This is a genomic window from Peribacillus sp. SIMBA_075, assembly GCF_046534585.1.
The window spans coordinates 23,718-47,416 of record NZ_JAWRYN010000005.1 but is presented as its reverse complement, the minus strand read 5'-3'; the positions used below and the strand labels follow the sequence as shown (position 1 = coordinate 47,416).

Genomic DNA, 23,699 nt, shown 5'->3' with positions numbered 1-23,699 from the left:
CGTCCATGAGAGGGAGGCCTCAGTTCCCAATTGTCAGAATTAATTGTTATTTTCTGAATATGAAGTATAATCTAATTATAAATTAGAAAAGGTGGTCTACTAGGGATTATGGATAAGTTAGCGAAAATAAGTAAGGCAGCTGGAAACTCTTTTGCCATTTGGGTTCTCCTATTTGCTGTGTTAGCAATGATTTTTCCGGATGCATTTAAATGGATTGCTCCATACATATCCATTTTACTTGGAATAATAATGTTTGGGATGGGACTCACTCTCTCGTTTAGTGATTTTAAAGCTGTATTGAAGCAGCCGATATCCGTTTTTATCGGTGTGGCTGCACAATTCATCATCATGCCTGGTGTGGCATATCTCCTAGCAACTAGCTTGGAACTTTCACCTGAAGTGGCTGTCGGAGTGATCCTTGTTGGATGTTGTCCGGGAGGTACAGCGTCAAATGTAATGACATTTTTAGCTAAAGGAAATACGGCATTATCAGTGGCGGTCACTTCTGTATCCACTTTGCTTGCACCGTTTTTAACGCCGGCACTAACCTATTTACTTGCTAGTAAATGGCTGCCGGTTTCAGGAAAAGATATGCTATTTTCTATCTTCCAGATCGTTTTGGTCCCTATTTTATTAGGGCTCCTTGTAAAATTCATTTTTAAAGAGAAAGTAAGTCAGGGAACTAAAGCACTTCCATTGATATCCGTTGTGACAATCGTGGCAGTCGTCGCTGCAGTTGTCAGTTCAAATAAAGACAAGATACTTGAATCAGGGCTGGCTATATTCGGGGTGGTTGTGCTGCATAATTCATTTGGATTATTACTTGGATTTCTTGCAGCTAAAGTGTTAAAACTTCCATACGAAGATCAAAAAGCGATTTCAATTGAAGTGGGCATGCAAAACTCAGGTTTAGGTGCTGCATTAGCCACAGCTCACTTTTCGCCACTGGCGGCCGTCCCGAGCGCAATCTTCAGTGTTTGGCATAATATATCCGGTCCTTTGCTTGCGACCTACTGGTCAAAAAGAGCACACAAAATCAAAGGGAGTTCCATGACGGGGCAGGAATCATTGAAACAGTAATACAAAAAAAGGCAGAATGGGACAAATGAATCCCGTTCTGCCTTTTTTAATGATAGAAGTGGTAGGGTACCGTTTAAAGAAAGATAGGATGTTAACATCAGGAGATGGGCTACCTGGATTTTTGGTATCAAGAGCAATCAGTTTTTTATTTTTGGAAATAATATGATTTAATGGAAGGTAGAGAATGAATGGAAGGATGAGTGTTTTTGAGCAAATCAAAAGTATTGGCCGCTACCATTGTATCAGCTCTTATCGGACTGTTTTTTTTATTATGCCTAGGATGGGCAATTATTGACCATTATGGAAAAAGGACTTCTGATATGGAAACAATAGAGGAATCCCCCATTAAAAATGATCTGCCTGATGATTTTACGGTTGTGGCGTTAGGTGATTCATTGACGCGTGGTACAGGTGATGAAACAGGCAAAGGCTACGTCGGACTTGTTGTGGAAGAGTTGGAGAGTGAATATAATAAAAAACCGCTCATCCATAACCTGGGAATTAATGGACAGGTATCTAAAGAATTGGCGCAGCAAGTCAAACAACCGGAAGTGAAGCGCCAAATCCAAGCGGCTGATGTTATTTTAGTTACGATCGGCGGAAACGATTTATTTCAAAAAGGCCAGACCCTGCTTGATTATGATAGTGAAGCCACATCTGATTTGAAAAGGAATTATTTGAAGAATTTACATGGTATTTTTAAAGATATCAATAATGTCAATGATACAGCTACCATATTATTGCTTGGCCTGTATAATCCATTTATAGAGTTGGATGAGGACTTTGATACTAACCGCATCGTACGGGACTGGAATAATGAAACGGCAGAAGTCGTGGCTCTTTATAAGAATGCAATTTTCGTCCCAACATTTGATATATTTCAATTGTCGGTAAATGAGTATTTGTATTCAGATAAATTTCACCCTAATCAGAAGGGTTATCGTTTGATTGCTGATAGGGTTGCTCCTTTAATAAAATGGGAGGATGAGGATCGATGAAACAGGTGACATTGTCTGTCAAGGGCTTGAAAAAAAGGATTGGCAAAAGGGAAATTATTAAAGGAATAGATTTTGAGCTGAATGAAGGTGAGGTTTTTGGCTTTTTAGGACCGAATGGAGCCGGTAAAACGACAACGATCCGCATGTTGGTCGGTTTGATTAAGCCATCCTCCGGTTCCATCCATATATGCGGGTATGATGTTCGTCAGGAATTTACGAAGGCAATGAAGCAAATGGGCTGCATTGTTGAAAATCCAGAGTTATATCCATTTTTGAGCGGGTGGAATAATTTGCTCCACTTTGCAAGGATGTTACCTGAAGTTGATGAAAAAAGAATGATCGAGGTTGTAGAACTCGTCGGTCTGCAAGCGAGAATTCATGATAAAGTGAAGACCTATTCCTTAGGTATGAGGCAGCGTCTAGGAATCGCGCAGGCAATGCTTAATAGTCCTAAGCTGTTGATTTTGGATGAACCCACTAACGGTCTAGATCCTGCTGGAATCCGTGAAATGCGACAATTCATTAGAAAGTTAGCTGAAGAAGAAGGCATGAGTGTTCTAGTTTCTTCTCACTTATTAGGTGAAATACAACAGCTTTGTGACCGCGTCGCAATTATTAAAAGTGGGGAAATTATCAAAACGGATACAGTGGAACGCCTATTATCCACGCAAGAACGGATGATTTGGAGGGTAGAACCTTTACAAAAGGGAGTGGAAATCCTTAGTGGTTTCACCGATATTACCTTAGATCAAAAATATATCATTACAGCTTATGATGAATTCGAAACCCCCGAATGGAATGCTGCACTTAACCAAGCAGGGGTGAAGGTACATGAAATGAACCGAAAGCTTCCGGGACTGGAAGAGTTATTTTTACAAGTGACCGGTGTCGGAGGTGGAAATATTGAATAACTTGATCCAAAATGAAATGATGAAGTTGTTGGCAAAGAAACGGTTAATCATAATAGGTATCATCGTCGGAATTTTAGTGTTGATGTTCACGTATGCACAATACAAACAAGTGGAAGAGCAGCGGGAGAAGCTGGGAACTGATGATTGGCGTGCAGCTCTTCAGCAACAGATCATTGATACTCAAAATCGGTTGGGTTCAAATAGGATGTTGGATGAGTGGCGTGAACAGCTGGAAGTAAGTCTCAAACAGCAGCAATATTACCTGGATCATGACATTAACCCGACAGAGCCAGGAGCCGCTACTTTTACTCGCATGTTTTTGGAAAATGCAATTGATTTGTTCATTCCGCTGTTGATCATGATAGTGGCAAGTGATTTGGTTTCTTCCGAAAATAGTCAAGGCACGATCAAGCTTCTGCTGACACGGCCAGTTGAGCGCTGGAAAATTTTATTGAGCAAATATGTAACATTAATTTTGTCAGTTTCGATTATCGTGGCGATGACAGCCTTTTTGGCGTATTTTTTATCGGGGATCGTTTTTGGGTATCAAGGTTGGGGGGCACCCGTAATAACCGGATTCGAATTAAAGGGTGCTGATGTGGATGTCAGTCAAGTAAGGCTAGTGGAACAATGGAAATTCCTTATGATGGATTTGGGGCTTGTCTGGCTGGTTGCAGTAGTGGTAGGTACCCTTTCTTTCATGCTTTCGGTTTTGGTGCGAAGCACCCCTGCAGGCATGGGCATTATGCTGGCTGCATTGATTTCCGGAGCTATATTGAACAATATGGTTTCATCATGGGTGTCAGCGAAATATTTTTTTATGGTGAATTTGAAATTGACCGCCTATATTAGCGGGACGGCTCCTCCGATAGAAGGGATGACCTTATTATCCTCCGTCATTACATTGCTCGTTTGGTGGGTGCTTGCTTTACTTATTTCTTTTACAGTTTTTACACGCAGGGATGTTTACTGAAAGACAGCCTATATAAATTATAGGTTGTTTTTTATTTTCTTTTACAGGGTATCCTTAAAAAAACAGTAAGTTTTATTAGGAGGTCTATAATGGATGATAATCATTTGAATGAAAAATTTCTGCCAATGACTTCAGTTTCCAGTGGAGATGTTCAGATTGTAAAAGAGGATATATACTGTCTGCCCGTACAAATCGTTAATGTAATTTTTATAGGGTCCCCCAAAGATGAAAAATGGGTATTGATAGATGCAGGAATGCCACGTTCAGCAGAGATGATAAAGAGAGCTGCCGAAGAAATATACGGACCACATCATCCACCTGCGGCCATCATTTTGACACATGGACATTTCGATCATGTTGGTGCATTGATTGAGTTAATGGAATATTGGGAAGCTCCTGTTTATGCCCACATTAAAGAAATGCCTTATTTAACGGGACAGGAAAATTATCCTGAGCCAGATTATACTGTCGAAGGGGGGATGGTTGCTAAGATTTCTTGGATGTTTCCGAATGAGGGAATCAACCTGGATGAAAAAGTTCAACCCCTGCCTGATGATCACAGTGTTCCCGAGCTTGGCGATTGGAAATGGGTTCACACCCCGGGCCATTCAAAAGGACATATTTCACTATTTCGGGAAAGTGACCGAAGTCTGATAGCTGGAGATGCTTTTGTGAATGTCAGGCAAGATTCACTATACAAGGTCATCACTCAGGAGAAAGAAATAGCAGGGCCGCCACGGTATTTGACAACCGATTGGGAGTCTGCCAAGGAATCGGTAAGGTTATTGGATAGTCTGAATCCTGCTGTAGCAGTAACGGGGCACGGGTATCCTATTGAAGGGGAAGAATTGGAAAGGGGATTATCAAAGTTGGCAAAGGAATTCGATTCTTTAGCTAAACCGGATCATGGGAAATATGTGGAATGAAATGTGTTAGGGTTTGATGAATAATTTCTCTTGAGCAGTCAACAATAAACAAGCAACTAATGAAAAATGGAGGTAATATCCGTGACTACATTAAGAGATATTATGACAACAGACGTGGATTGTTGCACTGTGGAAGATAATATATATGAAGCAGCAGTCAAAATGAAGGATGATGATGTTGGAGTCATTCCTGTATTGGAGAATAACAAATTAATTGGTGTCATTACAGACAGGGATATCGTTATCCGCTGTGTTGCCGAGAAAAAGCCGAATTCGACTAGAATTACCGATGTTATTTCCACGAATCTTGTAACAGGCACCCCTGATATGTCAGTGGATGAAGCTGAGGAGTTAATGGGGAATGAACAAATCAGAAGGCTCCCTATAATTGAAAATGACCAGCTGGTCGGAGTCGTGGCGTTGGGTGATCTTGCTGTGCATCATCAGACAAATTCAATTGCGGGAAATGCTTTAAGTTCAATTTCCGAGGACAGAGATCAAATCCAACATTAAAAACAAAAACTCTGTTAGCGAAAGGCTAACAGAGTTTTGTTTTTAAAAATATTTATTGAACCATCCTTTTATTTCTTCTACATGTTGCAGACGCATTTTTGGAGATCCGCTTCGGGATACTTCATGAGTCTCATCTGGGAAGGAAACAAGTACCGCTTCTTTTTTTTGCCGTTTTAAAGCGACAAAAAATTGCTCGCTCTGTTCAATGGGACATCGGAAATCCTTTTCACCGTGAAGTAAAAGTAAAGGGGTATTCACATTGGAAACATATTTTAAAGGTGAGTGCTGCCACAATTTTTCAGCAGAGTTAACGATATCGCCGCCTACTTCCCATTCAGTAAAATAATAGCCAATGTCGCTGACGCCATAAAAGCTAATCCAGTTACTAATGCAGCGCTGAGTAACAGCGGCCTTGAAACGGTTGGTATGACCGATGATCCAATTTGTCATGAACCCGCCATAGCTGCCGCCGGATACTCCCAAATTTTCATGCTCTATAAAATCATACGTCGCTAAAACATGGTCAACGCCCGCCATTAAGTCCTGATAATCCATGCCTCCATAATCCCCTCGGCAGGCATTTACGAAGTCCTGACCATAACCCACACTCCCACGTGGGTTAGTGAACAAAATAGTATACCCTTCATTAGCCAAGGTCTGAAATTCGTGAACATAGGTATTGGCATACATCATATGCGGACCGCCATGGATTTCTAAAATGAGTGGATATTTTTGATTTCCATTAAAATTGGTCGGTCTCATGATCCAGCCGTGTATGGTAAGTCCATCAACAGATGGAAAAGTAATGGGTTCGGCTATGGACAAATGTTTATCCTTTAAAAAATCTTCATTAATAAAACTAATTTGTTCTTTATCCCCATTTGTAAGGTTATAAACAAAGAGATCACCGGGATGAACGGGGGTACTAATGGCCACGACCGCACGATGGCTTTCGGGATCTATAGTCAGGCCGTATATATGCTGCGGATCAAGTATAGATGGATACATGGCTCCTTCAATCGAACCATAATATACGCCAGTATTTCCATAATCGCTTATTAAAAAGTAAAAGCCTTGGCTATCGTTTGTCCATAAAATACCAGGGTCGACTGCTCCGACTTGGAAATCACCGATTGCAGAATCCCCAATTTGGACGTCCCATCCATCGGTTAAGCACTGAATGGATTGATCGAATATGGAGTATAACCAGATATTTGAAAAGGTGGCACCGGCAAATTCTTTATAATGGCCAATGAATGAAAGGTATTCACCATTTGGAGACCATTTCGGATCTCTAAAGAAACCTGTACTATCCGTTAACTTACGTGAAGAATTCGTTTCTAGTTCCATGATGAAAATATCAGAAAAAAGTTCATCATCACTCTTTTCTGCATCCCCGCTTATGAATGCAATGTGCTGACCGTCAGGGGACCACGCATTCGGGTGATGATCAATATTATTTTCCGTCAGCAATATGGCTTCGTCATTTAAAATCTCCACGATGACAAGCTGCTGAAATAACTGATCAAAATAGCCTCTCCCATCCCATTTATACTTAATCCGGTCATATCTATGAACATCTTTGGAAAAATCATTTTCCTTAACCGCATTGAGGCATTCCCCCTCTTTTAACCCTGTAGAAAGCAACAACTTGGTGGAACAAGGAGACCATATAGGTTTTGTTACACCGTTAACGAAATGGGTCAATTGGCGTGCTTCCCCTCCAATGCTCCCAATAATGTGCACTTGTTTTTTTCCAGATCTGTCCGATATAAAGGCGATATGCTTTCCGTCGGGGGACCATGCAGGTGATGTATCACGATTATCCCCAAACGTCCATTGCTTTGTTTCATTCGTAATCAGGCTGAACATAAACAGATTGGAAATGTATTTTTCTGTTTTTTCATCAATTCTGGTTTGGACATACACCGCCATGCTGCCATCCGGCGATAGCTTTGGATCGGTTACTGATTTCAAGTGAAATAAGTCTCTTGCTGTTATACCTATTTTGTTCATCCTTTTCACCCTTTCATTCTCATTGTTATGTATTTCGCTAAAGAGAAATATAAATCCTTTAGTAAATGGTAAACGCGTAGTGTTTATTTATCAAGAAAGAATGAAATGAAAAAATCCGGCCTTTTATCAGGACGGATTATCATGCTATATAGGCAAAGAACATAGAATTACTTATGCGTATGCCCTGTATGTGGGCGATGCGGCGATATTTGAAAATTATGTTCTTCCATCATTTTATAATGTTTTTCAAAATGTGAAAACATTTTATCGGCGTCTTCTTTTGATAGCGCACCATATTCAACATATTTTTCGATCAACTTCTTTTTGTCCGCAAGTATTTGCTTGTGTATCTTTGCGATTTCCGATTTTTGAACCTCAGTGAATTGTACACTTTCCGGTTTTGCTTTAGTTTCATGTGCAGACGGGTAATCCATGTTAACTAAGAATAGGGAACAGGCTGTTAAACAGATGATTAAAAACTTTTTCATGGATGAACGACTCCTTCTTTTGTTTTTGCCTTTTCTTATAAAAGATCTGCAGAACCATAAAAACTTGAAAGGCCTTCCTTATGGTGAATGTTTTCAATATGGAAGATTCCTCATTCATTATTATCTTTTACAGATTTTACAGTTTTATGTAATTTTTTTTGGTTTACCCACAAAAGGGTTTGTTGCAGAAAGATAAGGGTAATTTAAATGTAAGTTAAACATTCTGAGGAAACTTCTCATTAAGAAAGATCCATTATGAGAAGGGAAGGAAGGGGGATTATAATGCTTTGGACAATTATTGGCGTAATAATATTATTATGGGTTCTTGGTTTAGTCTTTAAAGTGGCTGCAGGCTTTATACATATCCTGCTTATCATCGCGGTCATTCTCATTTTGGTTAAAGTTTTTAAAGGTAGGAAGCGAACGTAGATTAGATGTGAAACGAAGTCTTACACAGAAGATTTTTATAAATACGATTGCAAAGGGCGGCCTGGTGAACAGGTCGCCCTTTTAAATTCCCGTAGGTGTTAATCATAAGGAAGTGGCTGGCCCAACAGTCTCTTATGAATCCAAATCGCGGCTTGGGTCCCATCCCCCATCGAAATAGTGACTTGTTCGGAATGGGCAACAAGGTCACCGCCGGCCCAAACTCCTTTAATATTCGTTTCTTTAGTGCGGGGATGAATCACGACATGATTGTTTTCGTTTACATGTACACCTAGTTGTAAGGCGAGGCCATTATTAAGTTTGTTCCCTTTAAACGCCGTGAATGCCTTTTCGGCTTCAATTATTTTACCAGATACTAATTGTATTGCGGTTAACTGCTGTTTGGCATCTACTAGAACCTCTTCGACTTCTTCTTCGAATACGGGAATTTGATTTTCCTTTAACTTTTCCCTATACTTTTCATCAATTTTTGATTTCAAGTGATTGACGTAAATGATATCCTTTGACCAATATAATAAAGTAAGGGCCATTCCTGCACCTGCATTTCCGCCTCCAAGGACCACGGTTTGTTTATCCATGATCTCATACCCATCACAGTCAGGGCATATATATGTGGATGTCCCAAGGGTTGTATAGATGTTTTTGATTGGAGGGATGTTATCGGTAATACCGGTACCTAGAAAAATCATTTTTGCTTGATATTCCATGCCCTTCTTTGTGTGGATAAAAAACTTGTCCCGCTTTTTTTCAAGAGATGTCACTGTATCTTCCAAAAATTCAACATTGAATTTTTCTGCGTGCTGTCTGCCCAGAGTCCTTAATTGGTGCCCGCTTACCCCATCTGGCCATCCAAGAATGTTATGGTAAGCCTTGGCTATGGAAGAACGGCCTTGAGCAGAATCAATGACAATAATATCATGTTTATATCTTCCGAGCTGAATGGCTGCCTGAATACCAGCTATACCACCACCAACAATAATGCAATCTGCTTGCTTCATGAATACACCGCCCATACAATTTTGGAATAAACCTAGTGTTATTCTAACTGTAAAAAATATACCACTTGTCGCAGGCACCTAAACAAATGCTAGATATAAAAAAAGGGAAAGTCCGCCAGCTGGCGAACTTTCCCCGATTTCTTCTAATGCCTATTTTATTGGTTCTGTATTGGTTCGAGCCATTCTTGTGCCCAGTTTTGAATTTCTTTCATTACCGGTGCAAGGGCCTTGCCTTTTTCAGTTAAAGAATATTCAATCCGGACTGGTGTCTCTGGATATACGTCCCTTTTTACAATACCTTCAATTTCCAAGTCCTTTAAACGTTCAGAAAGAATCCTGCCGCTGATCGGGAAGGCAGATTCAATATTACAAAACCGTTGAGGGCCATTAAGCAATTGATTGACAATCAATCCAGTCCAGCGTTTACTCAAGATTTGCATTCCTTTTTCAAATCGTGGACAAAGTGTCGTATTATTCATCATATCACCCCATTATTATTATATTATAATGCATTTACCTCTTATGTAACAACTTTACCGAATATTATTTAGTTACTAGAGATGTTATAGTATAAGAAATTTATGAACTTACTTTAAGTATCATGAATAAAATTTTCGCCTCAGAATTGCCACATTTTAAAAGAAATGCTCTTTTAAAACTGCGTTCCTTTAGAGATACTATGAAAAATATGTTACTTTATTATTGAAGTCAAAGAGTTGAAAATGGAAGGATCCGTGGGAAAAATGAGTGATTTACTTCAAGAGGCCGAATCCTTTATCAGGACAAGTTACCCGGAATTATTGAAAACGAAAGAGGACATAAATGCCAGGATCGAACAAATCAAAAAGGAATTAAATGAAACAGGCAGATATGAACATACATATGAAGAATTGGTTTATGGTGCTAAATTAGCTTGGCGTAATAGTAATCGATGCATCGGGCGCTTTTTTTGGGAGTCGCTGAGGGTGATTGATAAAAGGATGATTCAAAGCGAGGAAGAAATAGTATCGGCTCTCTTTGAGCATATCGAATACGCTACGAATAATGGAAACATCAGGCCTTTGATTACAATTTTCAAACAGAAAGATCATGATGTAAAAGTGGATATTTGGAATCATCAGCTTATTCGTTATGCAGGATATGAGACAGAGCATGGTGTAATTGGCGATTCAAGTTCAATAGAATTCACAAAGCAATGCATGGCATTAGGATGGGAAGGGAAATTTGGACCTTTCAATCTTTTACCCCTTGTAGTCCAGTTGGACGGAAAAACCCCTGAATTTCATGAAATTCCTGAAAGTCTAGTTAAGGAAGTTCCAATCACCCACCCTGAGTTTACATGGTTTCAAGATCTTCAAATCAAATGGTATGCAGTTCCAATCATATCTGGTATGAGGCTAGAAATTGGCGGTATTACTTATTCAGCTGCACCATTTAATGGGTGGTACATGGGAACGGAGATTGGCGGCAGAAACCTTGCTGATGAAGATCGCTACAATATGCTTCCAGCAATAGGGGAGAGGATGGGCTTGGATATTAAACGTGATTCAAATTTATGGAAAGATCGAGCCTTGATCGAACTGAATGATGCAGTCCTCCATTCGTTTAAAAAACATGGGGTCAGCATTGTTGATCACCATACGGCAGCAAAACAATTCAAGAAATTCGAAGAAAAGGAAACTTCATGTGACCGAAAAGTAACGGGTGACTGGACCTGGTTAATTCCACCGGTGTCTCCAGCTACGACACACGTATTTCATCAGCCGTATAACAATGAAATAATGAAACCTAATTTCTTTTATCAAAAGCCTCCATATAAATAAAGGTTTACATCAACGGGCATTGGGTATATATATATTAATCCAATAATAAGGGGGAAGGTAATGATGGCATTAGGAAGAAACGTAGTATTACTAGGAGTCGGAGTTGCCGGAGTCTCATTTTTTTCAAATAAAACGAACAGAGGAAAAGTGAAGGACATGTGGTCCAGTGCAAAAGATAAAACATTAAGTTTTTGGAATAGGAAGGCTTCAGAGCTGGATCCTGTAATTGAAAAGGCAGGTCACCCCGATCCATATGATCATGAAGATAATAAAATGGTAGATGAAGGCGCCATGTATGGTGTTCACTATTATAATAATGCTAAGCATGGATAACGTAATAAAAAATCGCTTGGAGATTCCAAGCGATTTTTTATGGCTTTATTTGATCTTTTTTTAAATCGTTAAATTCAGATGATTGCGAATTTTAAACGGGGTGTTCAAGGTGGTAAATTCGTTATTGTGCTTTAAAAGAATAAGGATTAAGATTAAAGAATCGAAAGGAAGTGGATACGAGTGAGCAGCAGTTCTTATGATCCTGAACCCAGTAAGCAAGAGGAAGCCAATATGATGCTAGAAGTCGAGACTGTTATTCTCCCTGAGTATCTGCTCGAAGAAGGTAAATAAGGCTTTCTCTATAGAAGAGGAGGTCATCAAATGATTGAAATCTACAAGACGAATGAAAACCGGCACCTAAACAATATCGAGGAAATGACAAAAGGTTCCTGGGTGAATATTGTCGCGCCGACAGAGGCCGAAATAGATTATATATGCACGACTTTGAAGTTACCGATTAATTTCATGAAAGATCCGCTGGACGATGAGGAAAGGCCCCGCATAGAAAAAGAAGATGATAATGTTTTAATTATTGTCGACTTCCCATATTTGACTCGGGACGAAGCCGATTTACCCATCTTTGAAACGATTCCCATAGGGATGATCTTTACCAAAGACTGTTTTATTACAGTATCTTTGAAAGAAACCCCAATTTTAGCGAATTTCAAAAACAATAAGATTAAAGGATTTTTCACCAATAAGAAAACAAGGTTTGCTTTACAAATATTATTTGAAATTTCATCCTATTATTTACGGTACCTTAAACAGATTAACAAGATGACTAATGAAGCGGAACGTGAATTGCATCAGTCAATGAAAAATAAAGAACTATATACTTTTTTGGCTTTGGAAAAAAGCCTGGTTTATTTTACTACATCATTGAAATCCAATCGGGTAGTACTTGATAAGATCCTCCGTTTTAATTATTTGAAAATGTATGAAGAAGATAAAGAATTGCTTGAGGACGTAATCATCGAAAATGCACAGGCAATCGAAATGGCAGAAGTGTATCTCTCGATTCTTAGCGGGATGATGGATGCATTCGCTTCGATTATTTCGAATAATGTCAATAATGCCATGAAGTTTCTAACCTCAGTGACAATTATTTTAACGCTTCCGACGATGGTGGCAAGTTTTTACGGAATGAATGTGGAACTGCCATTTGAACATAATCAGTTTGCTTTCATCTTTACATTATTAATTGCCATCACTTTAGCGGGGACGACGGCATTCATTTTTTGGAAGAAGAAATATTTTTAAGAGAAACCGGCTTATTAAGCCGGTTTTGTTTTATTCCTCAAAAAAATCAGCAAATCCATCACTGTTGATTCTATCGGAATAGGGGTTCTCATCATTTACATTCTTTGCATCCAAATTTGTTTCGATGACTAAACGGGGACTCTGTGATGGCTCCCTGATGATACGGTCGTTCAGCTCTTTAAAATCCGGTGCATTCTTATTGCCGGGTTTGTTTGGTTCCAATAAAACCACCTCCATTAGTATCTTTGCAATAAATGATGTGGTGTATTCATGAATATTCTTTGGTTTGGGAAAGATAAAAGGAATGAGGAGGAGATCATGATGACCAAATGGAACGAACAAGCCGCTCCCAATAATAATTTAAAGGTAAGTGATTTTAACCAGGATGAAGCAGAAAAAGCAAAAGTGGGTTCAAAAACCATTGATGGGGATCAATTGAATGATTTAAAAATCCAACGGGAAATCAGGAAACAAAATATATAAGAAAAGAGCTTCCTGGGTGCGGTACAATTAACATTGGATTATGCAGTGGAAAAACGCTTGGCGGTTAAACCAAGCGTTTTTTGTCCAAAATGAAAGCGGAATTCCATGATGGGATTCATTTTGATCATGAACGCTTTTGCTTTTTAAGTGAAGATGGTTGAGTGAAGGACCCGGTTTCTTTTGTAGTGGTACCTTGCCCCTCAACCTGAGAAGAACCTAAACGGGTTTGTGATGCATCTTTCTTGTGTTTTCCATTCATGTTTATCACCTCGATATTACTTTCCCTATTTCCTTTGCATCCTATACATATATTGAAGGTGAAAAGGACAGGTTAGAAAGAAGAGGAGGTGTGTGTTGATGTCAAAAATCGGTGTTGAAGAATCATTAACGAATATTCAGGAAGCACTTCGTGAAAAAGGTTTTGATGTTGTGGAGATTAAACAAGAAGCTGACGCAAAAAACGTGGATTGTTGTGTGGTAACAGGATTGGATACTAATGTGATGGGAATTAGTGATACTTCATTAAAAGCGTCTATCATTGAGGCAAATGGTTTATCGGCTGATGAAGTGTGCCGCGAGGTTGAAAATAAAGTGAACGCAATTCAATAGTTCAAAAAGTGCCTAACCTTTACCGGTTTAGGCACTTTTTTCCTGTTTAAGGATGTTGTGCAATGGAAATTGCCGCGTTCAATTCCACAGCTACATTACCTTTGATCGCTCTTGAAATCATACAAGAAGCTTCAGCTTTTTCAGCAAGCTTCCTCGCCTTTTCAGCCGCTTTTTCAGATGTATCCGGTGCTAATACAAGTGTAGGGCGATGAATGATCTTCTTGTAGGTGAATACACCATTCGTAACATCCACTATGGCTTCCGATTGCATGGTCAAGCTGGCCTTTTTTATATGGGCTCGCTCTAACATGGCAGCAAAGGTAATGATATAGCAGGTCGAGGCCGCTCCAAGCAGCATTTCATCGGGATTTGTGCCGATCCCTGGCCCCTCCATTTCCATAGGGATACTTATCTGTGTTTGAAGATTCCCTGATTGAATCATGCCGATATCATTTCTGCCGCCGGGCCATTCTGCGGTTAAATGAAAGTGATGTATGGTCATTTTAAAACCTCCTTACTATTCTCTAGTGTAAACGATTAAATAGTTCAAGTATTCGATTTTGCTCAATCGGCCGAATAAAGTGCCCGTTCGGTCTAATTATCACCGATTGGGACATAAAAACCTGCCGAATAATCTAAAGGAATCGGCCCATTAAAAGCTTGGTAAAACAAAAGGCAGAGGCATTAGGCTATTTTAAGCACAATATTGGATAGGCTTTTCTATAATGATATAGATAGTTCTATATAAATAATAATTCATTACGGAAGGGCTGAAAAGTTGACTACATTGAGCAATATGTTCGATTTGACTAATAAAACGGCAATCATTACCGGAGGCGGAAGAGGATTGGGCAAACAGATTGCTATGGCTTTGGGTGAGGCTGGCGCTAATATAGCCATTGCTTCACGAAATCTTCCTGTATGTAAGGAAGTATGTGAACACTTGCAATCAATGGGTGTTAATGCCATTGCCTTTGAATGTGATATAACGAATGAGAGTGACATTGATCGTGTGGTACAGGAAACGGTTGCTCAATTCGGTACGATTGATATTCTCGTCAATAATAGCGGCACGTCCTGGTCAGGTCCATTTGTGGATCTTCCCAAGGATAAGTGGGAAAAAGTATTGAATGTAAATGTTACAGGTACATTCTTGTTTTCACAGGCTGTAGCGAAGGTTATGATACAGCAAAATTCCGGAAAAATCATTAATATCGCATCCGTGACAGGTCTTGGCGGTACGTTTCCTGAGGTATTGGATACCATAGCTTATAACACCAGTAAGGGTGCCGTCATTACAATGACTAAAGATTTAGGAGTTAAACTTGCAAGATACGGCATCCAGGTCAATGCGATAGCACCTGGATTTTTCCCGACCAAAATCACAAAGGGAATTCTTGAGAAATCCAATTATGACATACTAGGTAATACTCCGGCTCGCAGGTTTGGCAATGAAGATGATTTAAAGGGAGCCGCCGTATTTTTAGCCTCACAGGCTTCTGACTATATGGTTGGTCATGTTTTGATCGTTGACGGGGGAACATCGGCATTAGCATAAATGGAGGAGAAAGGAAGGAAAGATATATATGGCTAAGGAATCAAATTTTTATGAAGGGCTTAAACTACTAGGAGTACAAAAAGAGCAAGAGCTGAATCAAAAATTTCAAAATCTGCTGAATAACCGGGAATTAATTGAAACAGTAAGCGACAATGCACAATTGCAGATTCCAAAAATAAATAGGATGCAGGAAGCCTCAGAAAGAATGTCCATCATCATGAATTACCCAACAAAAAAAGATGTAGCGAGTCTTGCAAAATTAGTCATCCAGCTCGAAGAAAAAATTGATAGGTTAGAAGAGTTACTTATGGATAGGGACGGGAATGTCAGAGGGAATTCTTCATTTCGTAATAAACGGAATCCTTATTCATCGCGTAAAAAGTTAAAGAAATCAGGATGGGAATCCAATGAAATAGAAGGGAGTAAAAAAAGGTTAGTGGATTTTATGAATGAGTCCTTATTATTAAGTGCCCAGTTGCCTAAATTCGATTCATTTGGACAGGGGAATTCAAATGTCTAAACGGAAAGTGCAGAAACATCAGTCCGAACCCATATCTAAATGGAAGCATTTTTTGGATATTCCCAATCAGCCTATGCCTGAAGTGGGTCTGACGTCGAAAAAAGAGGTGTGGAAAAAAAACAAATCAACGCTCTGGTATTATCCGTCGGCACAAAAAAAATATGATGTGCCGGTTTTTCTTATATATTCACTAATCAATACTCCATTGATTCTTGATTTGTCCCCAGGGAATAGTTTAATAGAATCTTTTGTAAATGAAGGTTTTGATGTATATTTGCTTGATTTCGGAAGCCCGGGTTTTGAGGATGGCGAGATATCGATCGAAGATTATATCGTCGATTATATTCAAAAAGGAGTGCAGCGTGCATTACGTCACTCTGGAGCATCAGAAATTACAGTTATGGGGTTTTGTCTCGGCGGTACGTTAGCAGCGATATATGCTGCCATTGCCGACGAGCCGATCAAGAATTTGATCCTCTCCGTTACACCGGTAGATTTCAGCGCCTCAGAATTTTTTGATCAATGGCAGGAAGCAGTAAAAGAAGGGACCGTGGATTTTGACGAGACGATTGATATTTATCAAACGATCCCAGCAAGTGCAGTTAAATATGGAATCCGTTTAATTACATCTCCTATATATATATCACCCTATTTATCTTTATTGAATAAAGCGGATGATGCTGAATACGTTCAAAATTGGCGCCGTTTCAACGCGTGGACCAATGGGCATGTGCCATTATCAGGAGCAGCTGCAAAACAAATAACGAAGGATCTTTTGATGAAAAATCGCTTGGTTAATGGTGGTTTTAAGGTTAGGGGGAAAAAGGCGAAACTTTCGAAAATTGATGCTAGTGTTTTGGTCACAGCAAATAAGTATGATCGTTTGGTCCCTCAGGAGATGATTTATCCGGTAATGGAGCATCTAACATGTAAGGATAAGACATACAGACTATTGAAAAGTGGACATGCTGCTAAACAATATTCCGGTGGACTCCCATATTATTTGAAGGAATGGCTGCCAGGGCGTTCTTCACCAATTAAATAAGTTACTGGGGGAAGTGAAATGTACGTATTGAACGACAGTGAGTATATTAAAATCATGCCGGTTTTGGCGTATATAGGCTTTGCATCACTGATATTTTCAAAATTCTTTGCAACATTACCGGATTATTAAAGTGATAAATGAAAGGGCTGGCTCGGCAAATAGAGCCAGCCCGTTAATGTATTATCGCTACTATTTTACCCGTTCTTCAAGAGGTGAAAATTCTTTACCCCCAGGTTCTGCAGTGGGTTTTCCAAAGGGCATATGTACGATGGGTTTCCAATCCCGAGGAATATCCCATGACTTCTTCACTTCTTATCGATTAAGGGATTATAATGCTGAAGGCTTGCACAAAACCCCTCGATTTCCAATGAAGTCCATACGCAAATTGTAAAATGCCAGATGTTTGGTTCGACCAAATCGGAAAGTTATCGGCATACGTTTTGAATTGTTCTTGAAGCCCATCATATGGCTTGGTCTTAAAAGAATAAAACCATACCAAAACCATTTTTAAATGACTTCTTTTTTTCTACCGTTTTTCCAAAATATCACACCTCCATTAATTATACCGACTTATTTTGACCTGGTTTTAATATTTTATTATAAGTGAATGCGGGTGAAATATTTAAATGAAAGAAAGGTTGACAAATAAATCACTATCATTTATCTTTAAATCAAGATATTTTTATTAAAAGTAATTTACCTCTAGTTGGATATCTCGAATTCGAGATATTATTTTCGGATAATTCATCTCCGTAAGGGGAGATTTATAAAGATAGGAGTGGTACAGATGGAATTAAAAGGATTACATCATGTTTCAGCGATTACAGCTAAAGCGGGAAACAACTTTGAATTCTATACGAGAGTGTTAGGGATGCGATTAATTAAAAAAACGGTGAATCAAGATGATGTTCGTGTGTATCACTTATTTTATGGAGATCAAATTGGGTCACCGGGTACAGAACTGACGTTTTTTGAAATTCCCAATGCTGCCCGCACTCACGAAGGAAACAATAGCATTTCAGAAATTTCTTTAAGGGTTAGGGATGATAGAGCACTTGAATATTGGAAAAAACGGTTTGTAGAATGCAATGTTGAGCATGATGAAATATCGACCCGTTTTAAAAGAAAGGTGCTTTCTTTTAAAGATCCTGAGGGGCAAAGGCTTCTTCTGGTTTCCGATCAGGGTAGTAACGGAATTCAAGTAGGTGTACCATGGGATGGAAGCCCGGTACCGCAAGAGTTTTCCATCATTGGATTAGGACCAGTAAAACTCACTGTACCCAATATTGACCAGACACAAAGCGTACTAACGGAGGTGTTGGGATTCCGGAAATCAGGAACATACCCATCTTCTTTAAGGGGGCAAAATCCGATTGTCGTTTACGAGACAGGTGAGGGGGGAACAGGAGCGGAAATCCATATCGAAGAGAGGAAGGACATCCCTCGAGAACGATTGGGGAGGGGCGGAGTGCACCATGTTGCCTTTCGGGTGGATAATGAAGGGGAACTGAGAAAATGGATAGAAAAAATTAGTGAATCGAATTTTGTGAACTCGGGTTATGTAGACCGCTTTTATTTTCGTTCCCTCTATTTCAGGGAGCCGAATGGCATATTATTTGAACTAGCGACAGATGGGCCTGGTTTTACTGTGGATGAAGCAGAGCAGCACCTAGGTGAAAACCTTGCCTTACCACCTTTTTTAGAATCGAAAAGACAGGATATTGAATCGAATTTAAAACCGCTGAATACAAAATCAACAAATTAATCACCGGGAAAGGAAGTAATCGGCATGCAAAAGAAAACCGCGGGAATACATCATATAACAGCAATTGTAGGCAATCCTCAAGAGAATGTGGATTTTTATGCTGGGGTATTGGGAATGCGCATGGTCAAGAAAACCGTCAATTTTGATGACCCAGGAACCTATCATTTATATTTTGGGGATGAATCAGGTTCACCAGGGACCATCATCACTTTCTTTCCTTGGCCTGCGGCATACCAAGGGAAAATTGGCTCTGGACAAGTGGGGATTACAACATATGCGGTTCCGGAAGGTTCAATGGATTTCTGGGAAATGCGGTTGAACAGGTTTAATATAGTATTCGAGAAAGTTTCACGTTTTGGAGAGGAATATCTAGAATTTCAAGATCCCCATGGTTTGCAACTTGAACTGGTTGAGCGTAAAGAAGGGAAAAATAGCGAGTGGTCATTCGGCGGTGTACCAGCTTCCAAGGCGGTCAAGGGATTCGGCGGTGCCGTATTATTGACGTCAAAACCGATCAAAACGATGGAACTATTAGAGAAAGTGATGGGCCTGCAAAAAATTGGGGAAGAGGGCGATTACATCCGCTTCAAATCCACATCGGACATCGGAAATTTGATAGATGTTAAAAAAACGGTTTTGCCAAATGGGAACATCGGAGTGGGAACTGTCCATCATCTTGCATGGCGTGCAATCGATAATGAAGATCATAAAGAATGGAGGGAGCATATCGCCAACCATGGCTATGGTGTGACACCCTTTACAGACCGTCAATACTTCGATGCCATTTATTTCAAGGAAGATGGAGGTATACTTTTTGAAGTTGCCACAGATCCACCTGGCTTCGCTCATGATGAAACGAAGGAAACGATGGGTAGTAAATTAATGCTGCCGCCATGGCTTGAAGAAAAAAGGGGAATCATGGAGAAAACGTTACTGCCGGCAGTGCCGAGAGTACTTGAGGAGGATAAATGATGAAGCATATTTTTCAAAAAGGAAGTAATCCAGAAGCGCCATTGCTTTTGCTTTTACATGGCACTGGAGGAACGGAAACAGATCTCTTGCCATTAGCGGAAATGGTTTCACCGGGATCATCCGTATTGAGCGTACGGGGAAATGTACTTGAAAACGGAATGCCCCGTTTTTTCCGCCGGTTATCCGAAGGGGTTTTTGATGAAGAAGATTTGATCTTTCGTACGAAGGAGCTTTATGACTTCTTGGAATCAGCGTCCAAAAAATATGACTTCGACCGTGAAAGAGTGGTAGCATTAGGTTATTCCAATGGTGCAAATATAGCGGCAAGTTTGCTGTTCCATTTCGAAGGGGCACTACAAGGGGCGATTCTTCATCATCCCATGGTGCCTAGACGAGGGATTGCTTTGCCGTCCCTTTCGGGTATACCTGTATTTATTGCTGCAGGTAAAAACGATCCGATTTGCCCGACAGCAGAAACTGATGAACTTAATCAACTTTTACTGCAAGCTGGTGCTACAGTTGATGTTCAATGGGAAAATTACGGTCATCAGTTAACACGTTCAGAGGTTGAGGCAGCGGGTTCATGGTTTCAAAAGAACTTTTTATAAGAATGAGAGGGAATGAAGATGATTTCTGTTAATCCTGAAAGTCTTACTGAACGGGATAATTATAAGTTTTTGACTGGAAGCATTATACCGAGACCTATAGCCTTGGTTACGACACAATCCGAAACCGGTACAATCAATATAGCGCCGTTCAGCTTTTTTAACATAGTCAGCTCAAATCCTCCAATGATTTCCATTTCTGTTCAACGGAAAGAAGGAGTTTCAAAGGACACGGCTCGAAATGCAATTCAAACAGGTGAATTCGTTGTTCATATCACTGATGAGAATAATGTGGCTGATGCAAATCGAACGGCGAAGGAACTCCCATCTGACGAAAGTGAATTGGGTCTTACCAATTTCACGCCGGCTGTCAGTGATAAGGTATCCGTACCAGGATTGCAAGAAGCAAAGGTACGCTTTGAGTGCATATTAGAGCATGCGATACCATTGGCAGGTTCCCAGAAGAAACCCGGTTGTGATTTATTGATAGGGAAAATAGTCTGCTATCATATAGAGCAAGATATTTACCATAATGGCCGAATAGACCAGAATGGGCTAAAACCTGTAGCAAGATTAGCGGGTCATACCTATACAAAACTAGGAGAATTATTTGAATTGGAACGTCCTTAAGAATTGTGGCGACACCTTTAAAAAGATGTCGTCTTTTTTTCTATCTTCCGTTATCTCCAAGTCTTGAGCGACTTGCCCGCAAAAAAGCAAGTCTTTACAATTCAAAACAAATACTTGACAATTTTTTCATAGATTGATAAAGTAATAAAAAATAAATTTCTTATCCAGAGAGGTGGAGGGACTGGCCCTATGAAACCTCAGCAACAGGTCTGCTACGACACTGTGCTAATTCCAGGGGGTGAAACCCTGATAGATGAGACCCTACGTTTTTATTTGTCAGTAACGCACTCTTTTTAGAGTGCGTTTTCGTTTTTTCTGGATGCAGGATGAAGGGGAGTATGAATGGAGAACAAAATGAAGCATGAATTTCAACGGGAAATGAAAGCACGGCATTTAATCATGCTATCGCTTGGGGGGGTGATTGGAACTGGTTTATTCTTAAGTACGGGTTATACGATTCAACAGGCTGGCCCGTTTGGCACTATCCTTTCGTATCTGATAGGGGCACTAGTGGTTTATCTGGTCATGCTATGTTTAGGTGAACTGGCAGTACATATGCCCGAGACAGGTGCGTTTCATAGCTATGCAGCCAAATACATTGGACCTGGGACAGGGTATACAGTAGCCTGGTTGTATTGGCTAACCTGGACTGTTGCACTAGGTTCGGAATTCACGGCCGCTGGATTGTTGATGCAAAGATGGTATCCATCAATCAATGTCTGGATTTGGAGTGCTCTATTTGCCATTTTGGTTTTTGTATTAAATGCGCTGACTGTCAAGTTTTTCGCTGAATCTGAATTTTGGTTTGCGTCAATAAAGGTAATTGCGATCGTGATATTTATTATTTTGGGAGTTGCTGCAATGGTAGGTTTTATACCAATGACTAACTCTCAATCAGCACCGCTATTTTCCAATTTTATAAGTGCAGGGTTATTTCCTAATGGTGCTTTTGCCATTATCATGACGATGCTTGCAGTGAATTTTGCATTTTCTGGAACTGAATTAATCGGAATTGCAGCTGGAGAAACTGTGAATCCAGAAAAAACGATACCAAAGGCAATTCGACTGACATTGTGGAGATTGATTATCTTTTTTGTAGGAACCATCGTTGTATTATCCGCATTATTGCCTATTTCGGATGCAGGCGTATTAGAGAGCCCCTTTGTGGCCGTTCTTGAACGAATTGGAGTGCCATATGCAGCGGATATTATGAACTTTGTTATTTTAACTGCCATTTTGTCTGCTGCAAACTCAGGTCTATATGCCTCTTCCAGAATGCTTTGGTCACTTGCAGATAAGAAAACCATATCACCAATATTCGCAATATTAACAAAACGAGGTGTTCCGATATATGCGGTCATTTTCAGTATGTTGGGCGGTGGTTTAGCCCTATTCTCTAGTGTTATTGCACCGGATACTGTATATATAGTGCTTGTGTCCATTTCGGGTCTGGCCGTGGTTGTAGTTTGGATGAGTATTAGCGCTTCACAGTTCCTATTTCGGAGACGATTTATAAAAGAAGGAAATTCAGTAAATGACTTGGCTTATCGTACACCATTATATCCGCTTGTACCAATCATTTCTTTCATGCTTTGTCTTGCTTCTTGTATAGGAATTGCATTTGATCCTACACAAAGGATTGCGCTTTATTGTGGTATTCCATTTATTTTGTTTTGCTATGGAAGTTATTATGTAACACAAACTTCAAAGAAAAGAGGCGTAGATCTTGAAGAATAAAATTAACCCAATTGACGCTATTTTACGAGAACATCCAGTCATGATTCTGGACGGAGCTTTAGCTACAGAGCTTGAGCGGTATGGGTGTGATTTGGACGATCCGCTGTGGTCTGCCCGTGTATTACTTGAAAATCCAGAGGTGATTTATCGGGTTCACACTGACTATTTCCGTGCAGGAGCGGACTGTGCGATAACTGCAAGCTACCAAGCTACTGTTGAAGGTTTCTCCCTGCGTGGAATACAAGAAAAAGAGGCCCTGAAGTTAATTCAGAAAACGGTGTTTCTCGCAAGAAAAGCGAGAGATGATTTTTGGAAGGAAGAGACGCAAACGAATAGACCTAAGCCATTGGTTTCTGCATCAGTAGGACCCTATGGGGCTTACCTCGCTGATGGTTCAGAATATGTAGGAAACTATGGTGTTTCAGATGAAACTTTAGCAGAATTTCATCGAATAAGAATATCAGCTTTGATTGAAGCAGGTGCTGACCTTTTAGCATTTGAAACGATTCCATCCCTGCAAGAAGCAAAAGTATTGAATTCATTATTGAAAGATTATCCAGAAGTATATGCTTGGCTATCCTTTTCCTTGAAAAATGAGAAAGCAATAAGTGACGGTACATTGCTGGAGGATTGTGCAAAGTTCTTTGAGGACAGTGAGCAAATTGCAGCAATCGGTATTAACTGTGCACCAGTATCAGTTGTCACGGACGCCATCAAGGTGTTAAGTGCGAACACAAAAAAACCAATTATAGTTTATCCGAATTCTGGTGAAACCTATGATCCACAAACTAAAACATGGCATGGTCAAGAATCATGTAACACGCTCGAACAAAAATCTGAAGAATGGCACCATGCTGGGGCACGTTTAATCGGAGGATGCTGCAGAACGGCACCCCATCATATTGAAGAGATTTCCAGAAAGTGGCGACCTTCCGAAGTGGTATCCTCATAGCTTTATTCCTATATCAACTGTTTTTAATAATCATTATATAAAAAACAGGGCTTTGTA

General features: G+C 39.9%; 28 protein-coding genes, 1 pseudogene and 1 riboswitch. Of the genes and pseudogenes, 21 read left to right on the top strand and 8 right to left on the bottom strand.

All coding sequences use genetic code 11. The annotated features are described in order from the left end of the window. Positions 1 to 108: 108 nt before the first annotated feature. From SB775_RS06060 to SB775_RS06035, 6 genes are all read left to right on the top strand, one after another. Positions 109 to 1,080, top strand: coding sequence for a bile acid:sodium symporter family protein (locus SB775_RS06060; RefSeq protein WP_410860873.1), 972 nt, complete (start codon positions 109 to 111; stop codon positions 1,078 to 1,080). A gap of 206 nt (positions 1,081 to 1,286) precedes the next feature. Further along, positions 1,287 to 2,078 (top strand): GDSL-type esterase/lipase family protein, encoded by a 792-nt coding sequence (locus SB775_RS06055; RefSeq protein WP_410860872.1) that lies wholly within the window; start codon positions 1,287 to 1,289, stop codon positions 2,076 to 2,078. After that, positions 2,075 to 2,989, top strand: a complete 915-nt coding sequence (locus SB775_RS06050; RefSeq protein WP_410860871.1) for an ABC transporter ATP-binding protein — start codon at positions 2,075 to 2,077, stop codon at positions 2,987 to 2,989. The genes SB775_RS06055 and SB775_RS06050 overlap by 4 nt, the downstream gene beginning before the upstream one ends. Further along, complete coding sequence (locus SB775_RS06045) at positions 2,982 to 3,962, top strand: ABC transporter permease (protein WP_410860870.1); 981 nt, start codon at positions 2,982 to 2,984, stop codon at positions 3,960 to 3,962. Before SB775_RS06050 ends, SB775_RS06045 begins: the two co-directional genes overlap by 8 nt. Before the next feature lie 89 nt (positions 3,963 to 4,051). Further along, positions 4,052 to 4,888 carry an MBL fold metallo-hydrolase gene (locus tag SB775_RS06040; protein ID WP_089364330.1) on the top strand — a complete coding sequence of 279 codons (837 nt, stop codon included), beginning with the start codon at positions 4,052 to 4,054 and terminating at the stop codon, positions 4,886 to 4,888. A gap of 81 nt (positions 4,889 to 4,969) precedes the next feature. Beyond that, a complete protein-coding gene (locus tag SB775_RS06035; RefSeq protein ID WP_089364329.1) occupies positions 4,970 to 5,401 on the top strand; it encodes a CBS domain-containing protein in 432 nt (143 codons plus the stop codon). Between the two features lie 42 nt (positions 5,402 to 5,443). Here SB775_RS06035 and SB775_RS06030 read toward each other — a convergent pair whose 3' ends face one another. Further along, positions 5,444 to 7,417 (bottom strand): S9 family peptidase, encoded by a 1,974-nt coding sequence (locus SB775_RS06030; protein WP_410860868.1) that lies wholly within the window; start codon positions 7,415 to 7,417, stop codon positions 5,444 to 5,446. 167 nt (positions 7,418 to 7,584) lie between these two features. Next, entirely contained in the window at positions 7,585 to 7,905 is a 321-nt protein-coding gene (locus tag SB775_RS06025; RefSeq protein ID WP_089364327.1) for a YckD family protein, read from the bottom strand. A gap of 282 nt (positions 7,906 to 8,187) precedes the next feature. On the opposite strand from SB775_RS06025, the gene SB775_RS06020 reads away from it, so the two are divergent. Beyond that, positions 8,188 to 8,334 carry a lmo0937 family membrane protein gene (locus tag SB775_RS06020; RefSeq protein WP_125161371.1) on the top strand — a complete coding sequence of 49 codons (147 nt, stop codon included), beginning with the start codon at positions 8,188 to 8,190 and terminating at the stop codon, positions 8,332 to 8,334. Positions 8,335 to 8,432: 98 nt separating this feature from the next. Here the strand turns inward: SB775_RS06020 and SB775_RS06015 are convergent, their stop codons facing one another. Then, on the bottom strand, positions 8,433 to 9,350 hold the full coding sequence (locus tag SB775_RS06015; RefSeq protein WP_410860866.1) for an NAD(P)/FAD-dependent oxidoreductase: 918 nt from the start codon (positions 9,348 to 9,350) through the stop codon (positions 8,433 to 8,435). A 155-nt stretch (positions 9,351 to 9,505) separates the two neighbouring features. Beyond that, on the bottom strand, positions 9,506 to 9,829 hold the full coding sequence (gene catR, locus SB775_RS06010) for a catDE operon transcriptional regulator CatR (RefSeq protein WP_061463475.1): 324 nt from the start codon (positions 9,827 to 9,829) through the stop codon (positions 9,506 to 9,508). A 243-nt stretch (positions 9,830 to 10,072) separates the two neighbouring features. On the opposite strand from catR, the gene SB775_RS06005 reads away from it, so the two are divergent. The 3 genes from SB775_RS06005 to SB775_RS05995 all read left to right on the top strand — a co-directional run bounded on the left by SB775_RS06005 (position 10,073) and on the right by SB775_RS05995 (position 12,766). Beyond that, entirely contained in the window at positions 10,073 to 11,173 is a 1,101-nt protein-coding gene (locus SB775_RS06005; protein WP_410860864.1) for a nitric oxide synthase oxygenase, read from the top strand. A 60-nt stretch (positions 11,174 to 11,233) separates the two neighbouring features. Continuing rightward, entirely contained in the window at positions 11,234 to 11,506 is a 273-nt protein-coding gene (locus SB775_RS06000; protein ID WP_089364324.1) for a hypothetical protein, read from the top strand. A gap of 321 nt (positions 11,507 to 11,827) precedes the next feature. Next, a complete protein-coding gene (locus SB775_RS05995; RefSeq protein WP_089364323.1) occupies positions 11,828 to 12,766 on the top strand; it encodes a magnesium transporter CorA family protein in 939 nt (312 codons plus the stop codon). Positions 12,767 to 12,796: 30 nt separating this feature from the next. Here SB775_RS05995 and SB775_RS05990 read toward each other — a convergent pair whose 3' ends face one another. Beyond that, entirely contained in the window at positions 12,797 to 12,988 is a 192-nt protein-coding gene (locus SB775_RS05990; RefSeq protein ID WP_410860862.1) for a hypothetical protein, read from the bottom strand. 96 nt (positions 12,989 to 13,084) lie between these two features. On the opposite strand from SB775_RS05990, the gene SB775_RS05985 reads away from it, so the two are divergent. Continuing rightward, on the top strand, positions 13,085 to 13,249 hold the full coding sequence (locus SB775_RS05985; protein WP_176431950.1) for a hypothetical protein: 165 nt from the start codon (positions 13,085 to 13,087) through the stop codon (positions 13,247 to 13,249). Positions 13,250 to 13,373: 124 nt separating this feature from the next. Here SB775_RS05985 and SB775_RS05980 read toward each other — a convergent pair whose 3' ends face one another. Beyond that, positions 13,374 to 13,508 (bottom strand): YuzL family protein, encoded by a 135-nt coding sequence (locus tag SB775_RS05980; RefSeq protein ID WP_089363323.1) that lies wholly within the window; start codon positions 13,506 to 13,508, stop codon positions 13,374 to 13,376. A gap of 98 nt (positions 13,509 to 13,606) precedes the next feature. Between SB775_RS05980 and SB775_RS05975 the strand changes: the two genes are divergently transcribed. After that, complete coding sequence (locus SB775_RS05975) at positions 13,607 to 13,858, top strand: YkuS family protein (protein WP_061463471.1); 252 nt, start codon at positions 13,607 to 13,609, stop codon at positions 13,856 to 13,858. Between the two features lie 46 nt (positions 13,859 to 13,904). Here the strand turns inward: SB775_RS05975 and SB775_RS05970 are convergent, their stop codons facing one another. Continuing rightward, a complete protein-coding gene (locus tag SB775_RS05970; protein ID WP_410860860.1) occupies positions 13,905 to 14,360 on the bottom strand; it encodes an OsmC family protein in 456 nt (151 codons plus the stop codon). Positions 14,361 to 14,654: 294 nt separating this feature from the next. Between SB775_RS05970 and SB775_RS05965 the strand changes: the two genes are divergently transcribed. The 3 genes from SB775_RS05965 to SB775_RS05955 are packed head-to-tail and all read left to right on the top strand — an operon-like array spanning position 14,655 to position 16,981. Further along, a complete protein-coding gene (locus SB775_RS05965; protein WP_410860965.1) occupies positions 14,655 to 15,416 on the top strand; it encodes an SDR family oxidoreductase in 762 nt (253 codons plus the stop codon). A 28-nt stretch (positions 15,417 to 15,444) separates the two neighbouring features. Next, entirely contained in the window at positions 15,445 to 15,936 is a 492-nt protein-coding gene (locus SB775_RS05960; RefSeq protein ID WP_410860859.1) for a hypothetical protein, read from the top strand. Further along, positions 15,929 to 16,981 (top strand): alpha/beta fold hydrolase, encoded by a 1,053-nt coding sequence (locus tag SB775_RS05955; RefSeq protein ID WP_410860858.1) that lies wholly within the window; start codon positions 15,929 to 15,931, stop codon positions 16,979 to 16,981. The genes SB775_RS05960 and SB775_RS05955 overlap by 8 nt, the downstream gene beginning before the upstream one ends. Positions 16,982 to 17,170: 189 nt before the next feature. Here the strand turns inward: SB775_RS05955 and SB775_RS05950 are convergent. Beyond that, positions 17,171 to 17,523 (bottom strand): annotated as a pseudogene (locus tag SB775_RS05950) (nitroreductase family protein); the annotation flags it as partial. A 245-nt stretch (positions 17,524 to 17,768) separates the two neighbouring features. Here SB775_RS05950 and SB775_RS05945 point away from each other — a divergent pair. The 6 genes from SB775_RS05945 (at position 17,769) to mmuM (ending at position 23,642) form a co-directional block, all read left to right on the top strand. Next, positions 17,769 to 18,746, top strand: a complete 978-nt coding sequence (locus SB775_RS05945; protein ID WP_410860856.1) for a ring-cleaving dioxygenase — start codon at positions 17,769 to 17,771, stop codon at positions 18,744 to 18,746. A gap of 24 nt (positions 18,747 to 18,770) precedes the next feature. After that, on the top strand, positions 18,771 to 19,718 hold the full coding sequence (locus SB775_RS05940) for a ring-cleaving dioxygenase (protein ID WP_410860854.1): 948 nt from the start codon (positions 18,771 to 18,773) through the stop codon (positions 19,716 to 19,718). Next, positions 19,718 to 20,326 (top strand): alpha/beta hydrolase, encoded by a 609-nt coding sequence (locus tag SB775_RS05935; protein ID WP_410860853.1) that lies wholly within the window; start codon positions 19,718 to 19,720, stop codon positions 20,324 to 20,326. Before SB775_RS05940 ends, SB775_RS05935 begins: the two co-directional genes overlap by 1 nt. An 18-nt stretch (positions 20,327 to 20,344) precedes the next feature. Beyond that, a complete protein-coding gene (locus SB775_RS05930) occupies positions 20,345 to 20,953 on the top strand; it encodes a flavin reductase family protein (protein ID WP_089363330.1) in 609 nt (202 codons plus the stop codon). A 157-nt stretch (positions 20,954 to 21,110) separates the two neighbouring features. Then, positions 21,111 to 21,213: riboswitch (SAM riboswitch) on the top strand. Between the two features lie 82 nt (positions 21,214 to 21,295). Then, a complete protein-coding gene (mmuP, locus tag SB775_RS05925) occupies positions 21,296 to 22,690 on the top strand; it encodes an S-methylmethionine permease (RefSeq protein ID WP_410860851.1) in 1,395 nt (464 codons plus the stop codon). Next, positions 22,680 to 23,642, top strand: coding sequence for a homocysteine S-methyltransferase (gene mmuM / locus SB775_RS05920; RefSeq protein ID WP_410860849.1), 963 nt, complete (start codon positions 22,680 to 22,682; stop codon positions 23,640 to 23,642). The genes mmuP and mmuM overlap by 11 nt, the downstream gene beginning before the upstream one ends. Positions 23,643 to 23,699 lie beyond the last annotated feature (57 nt).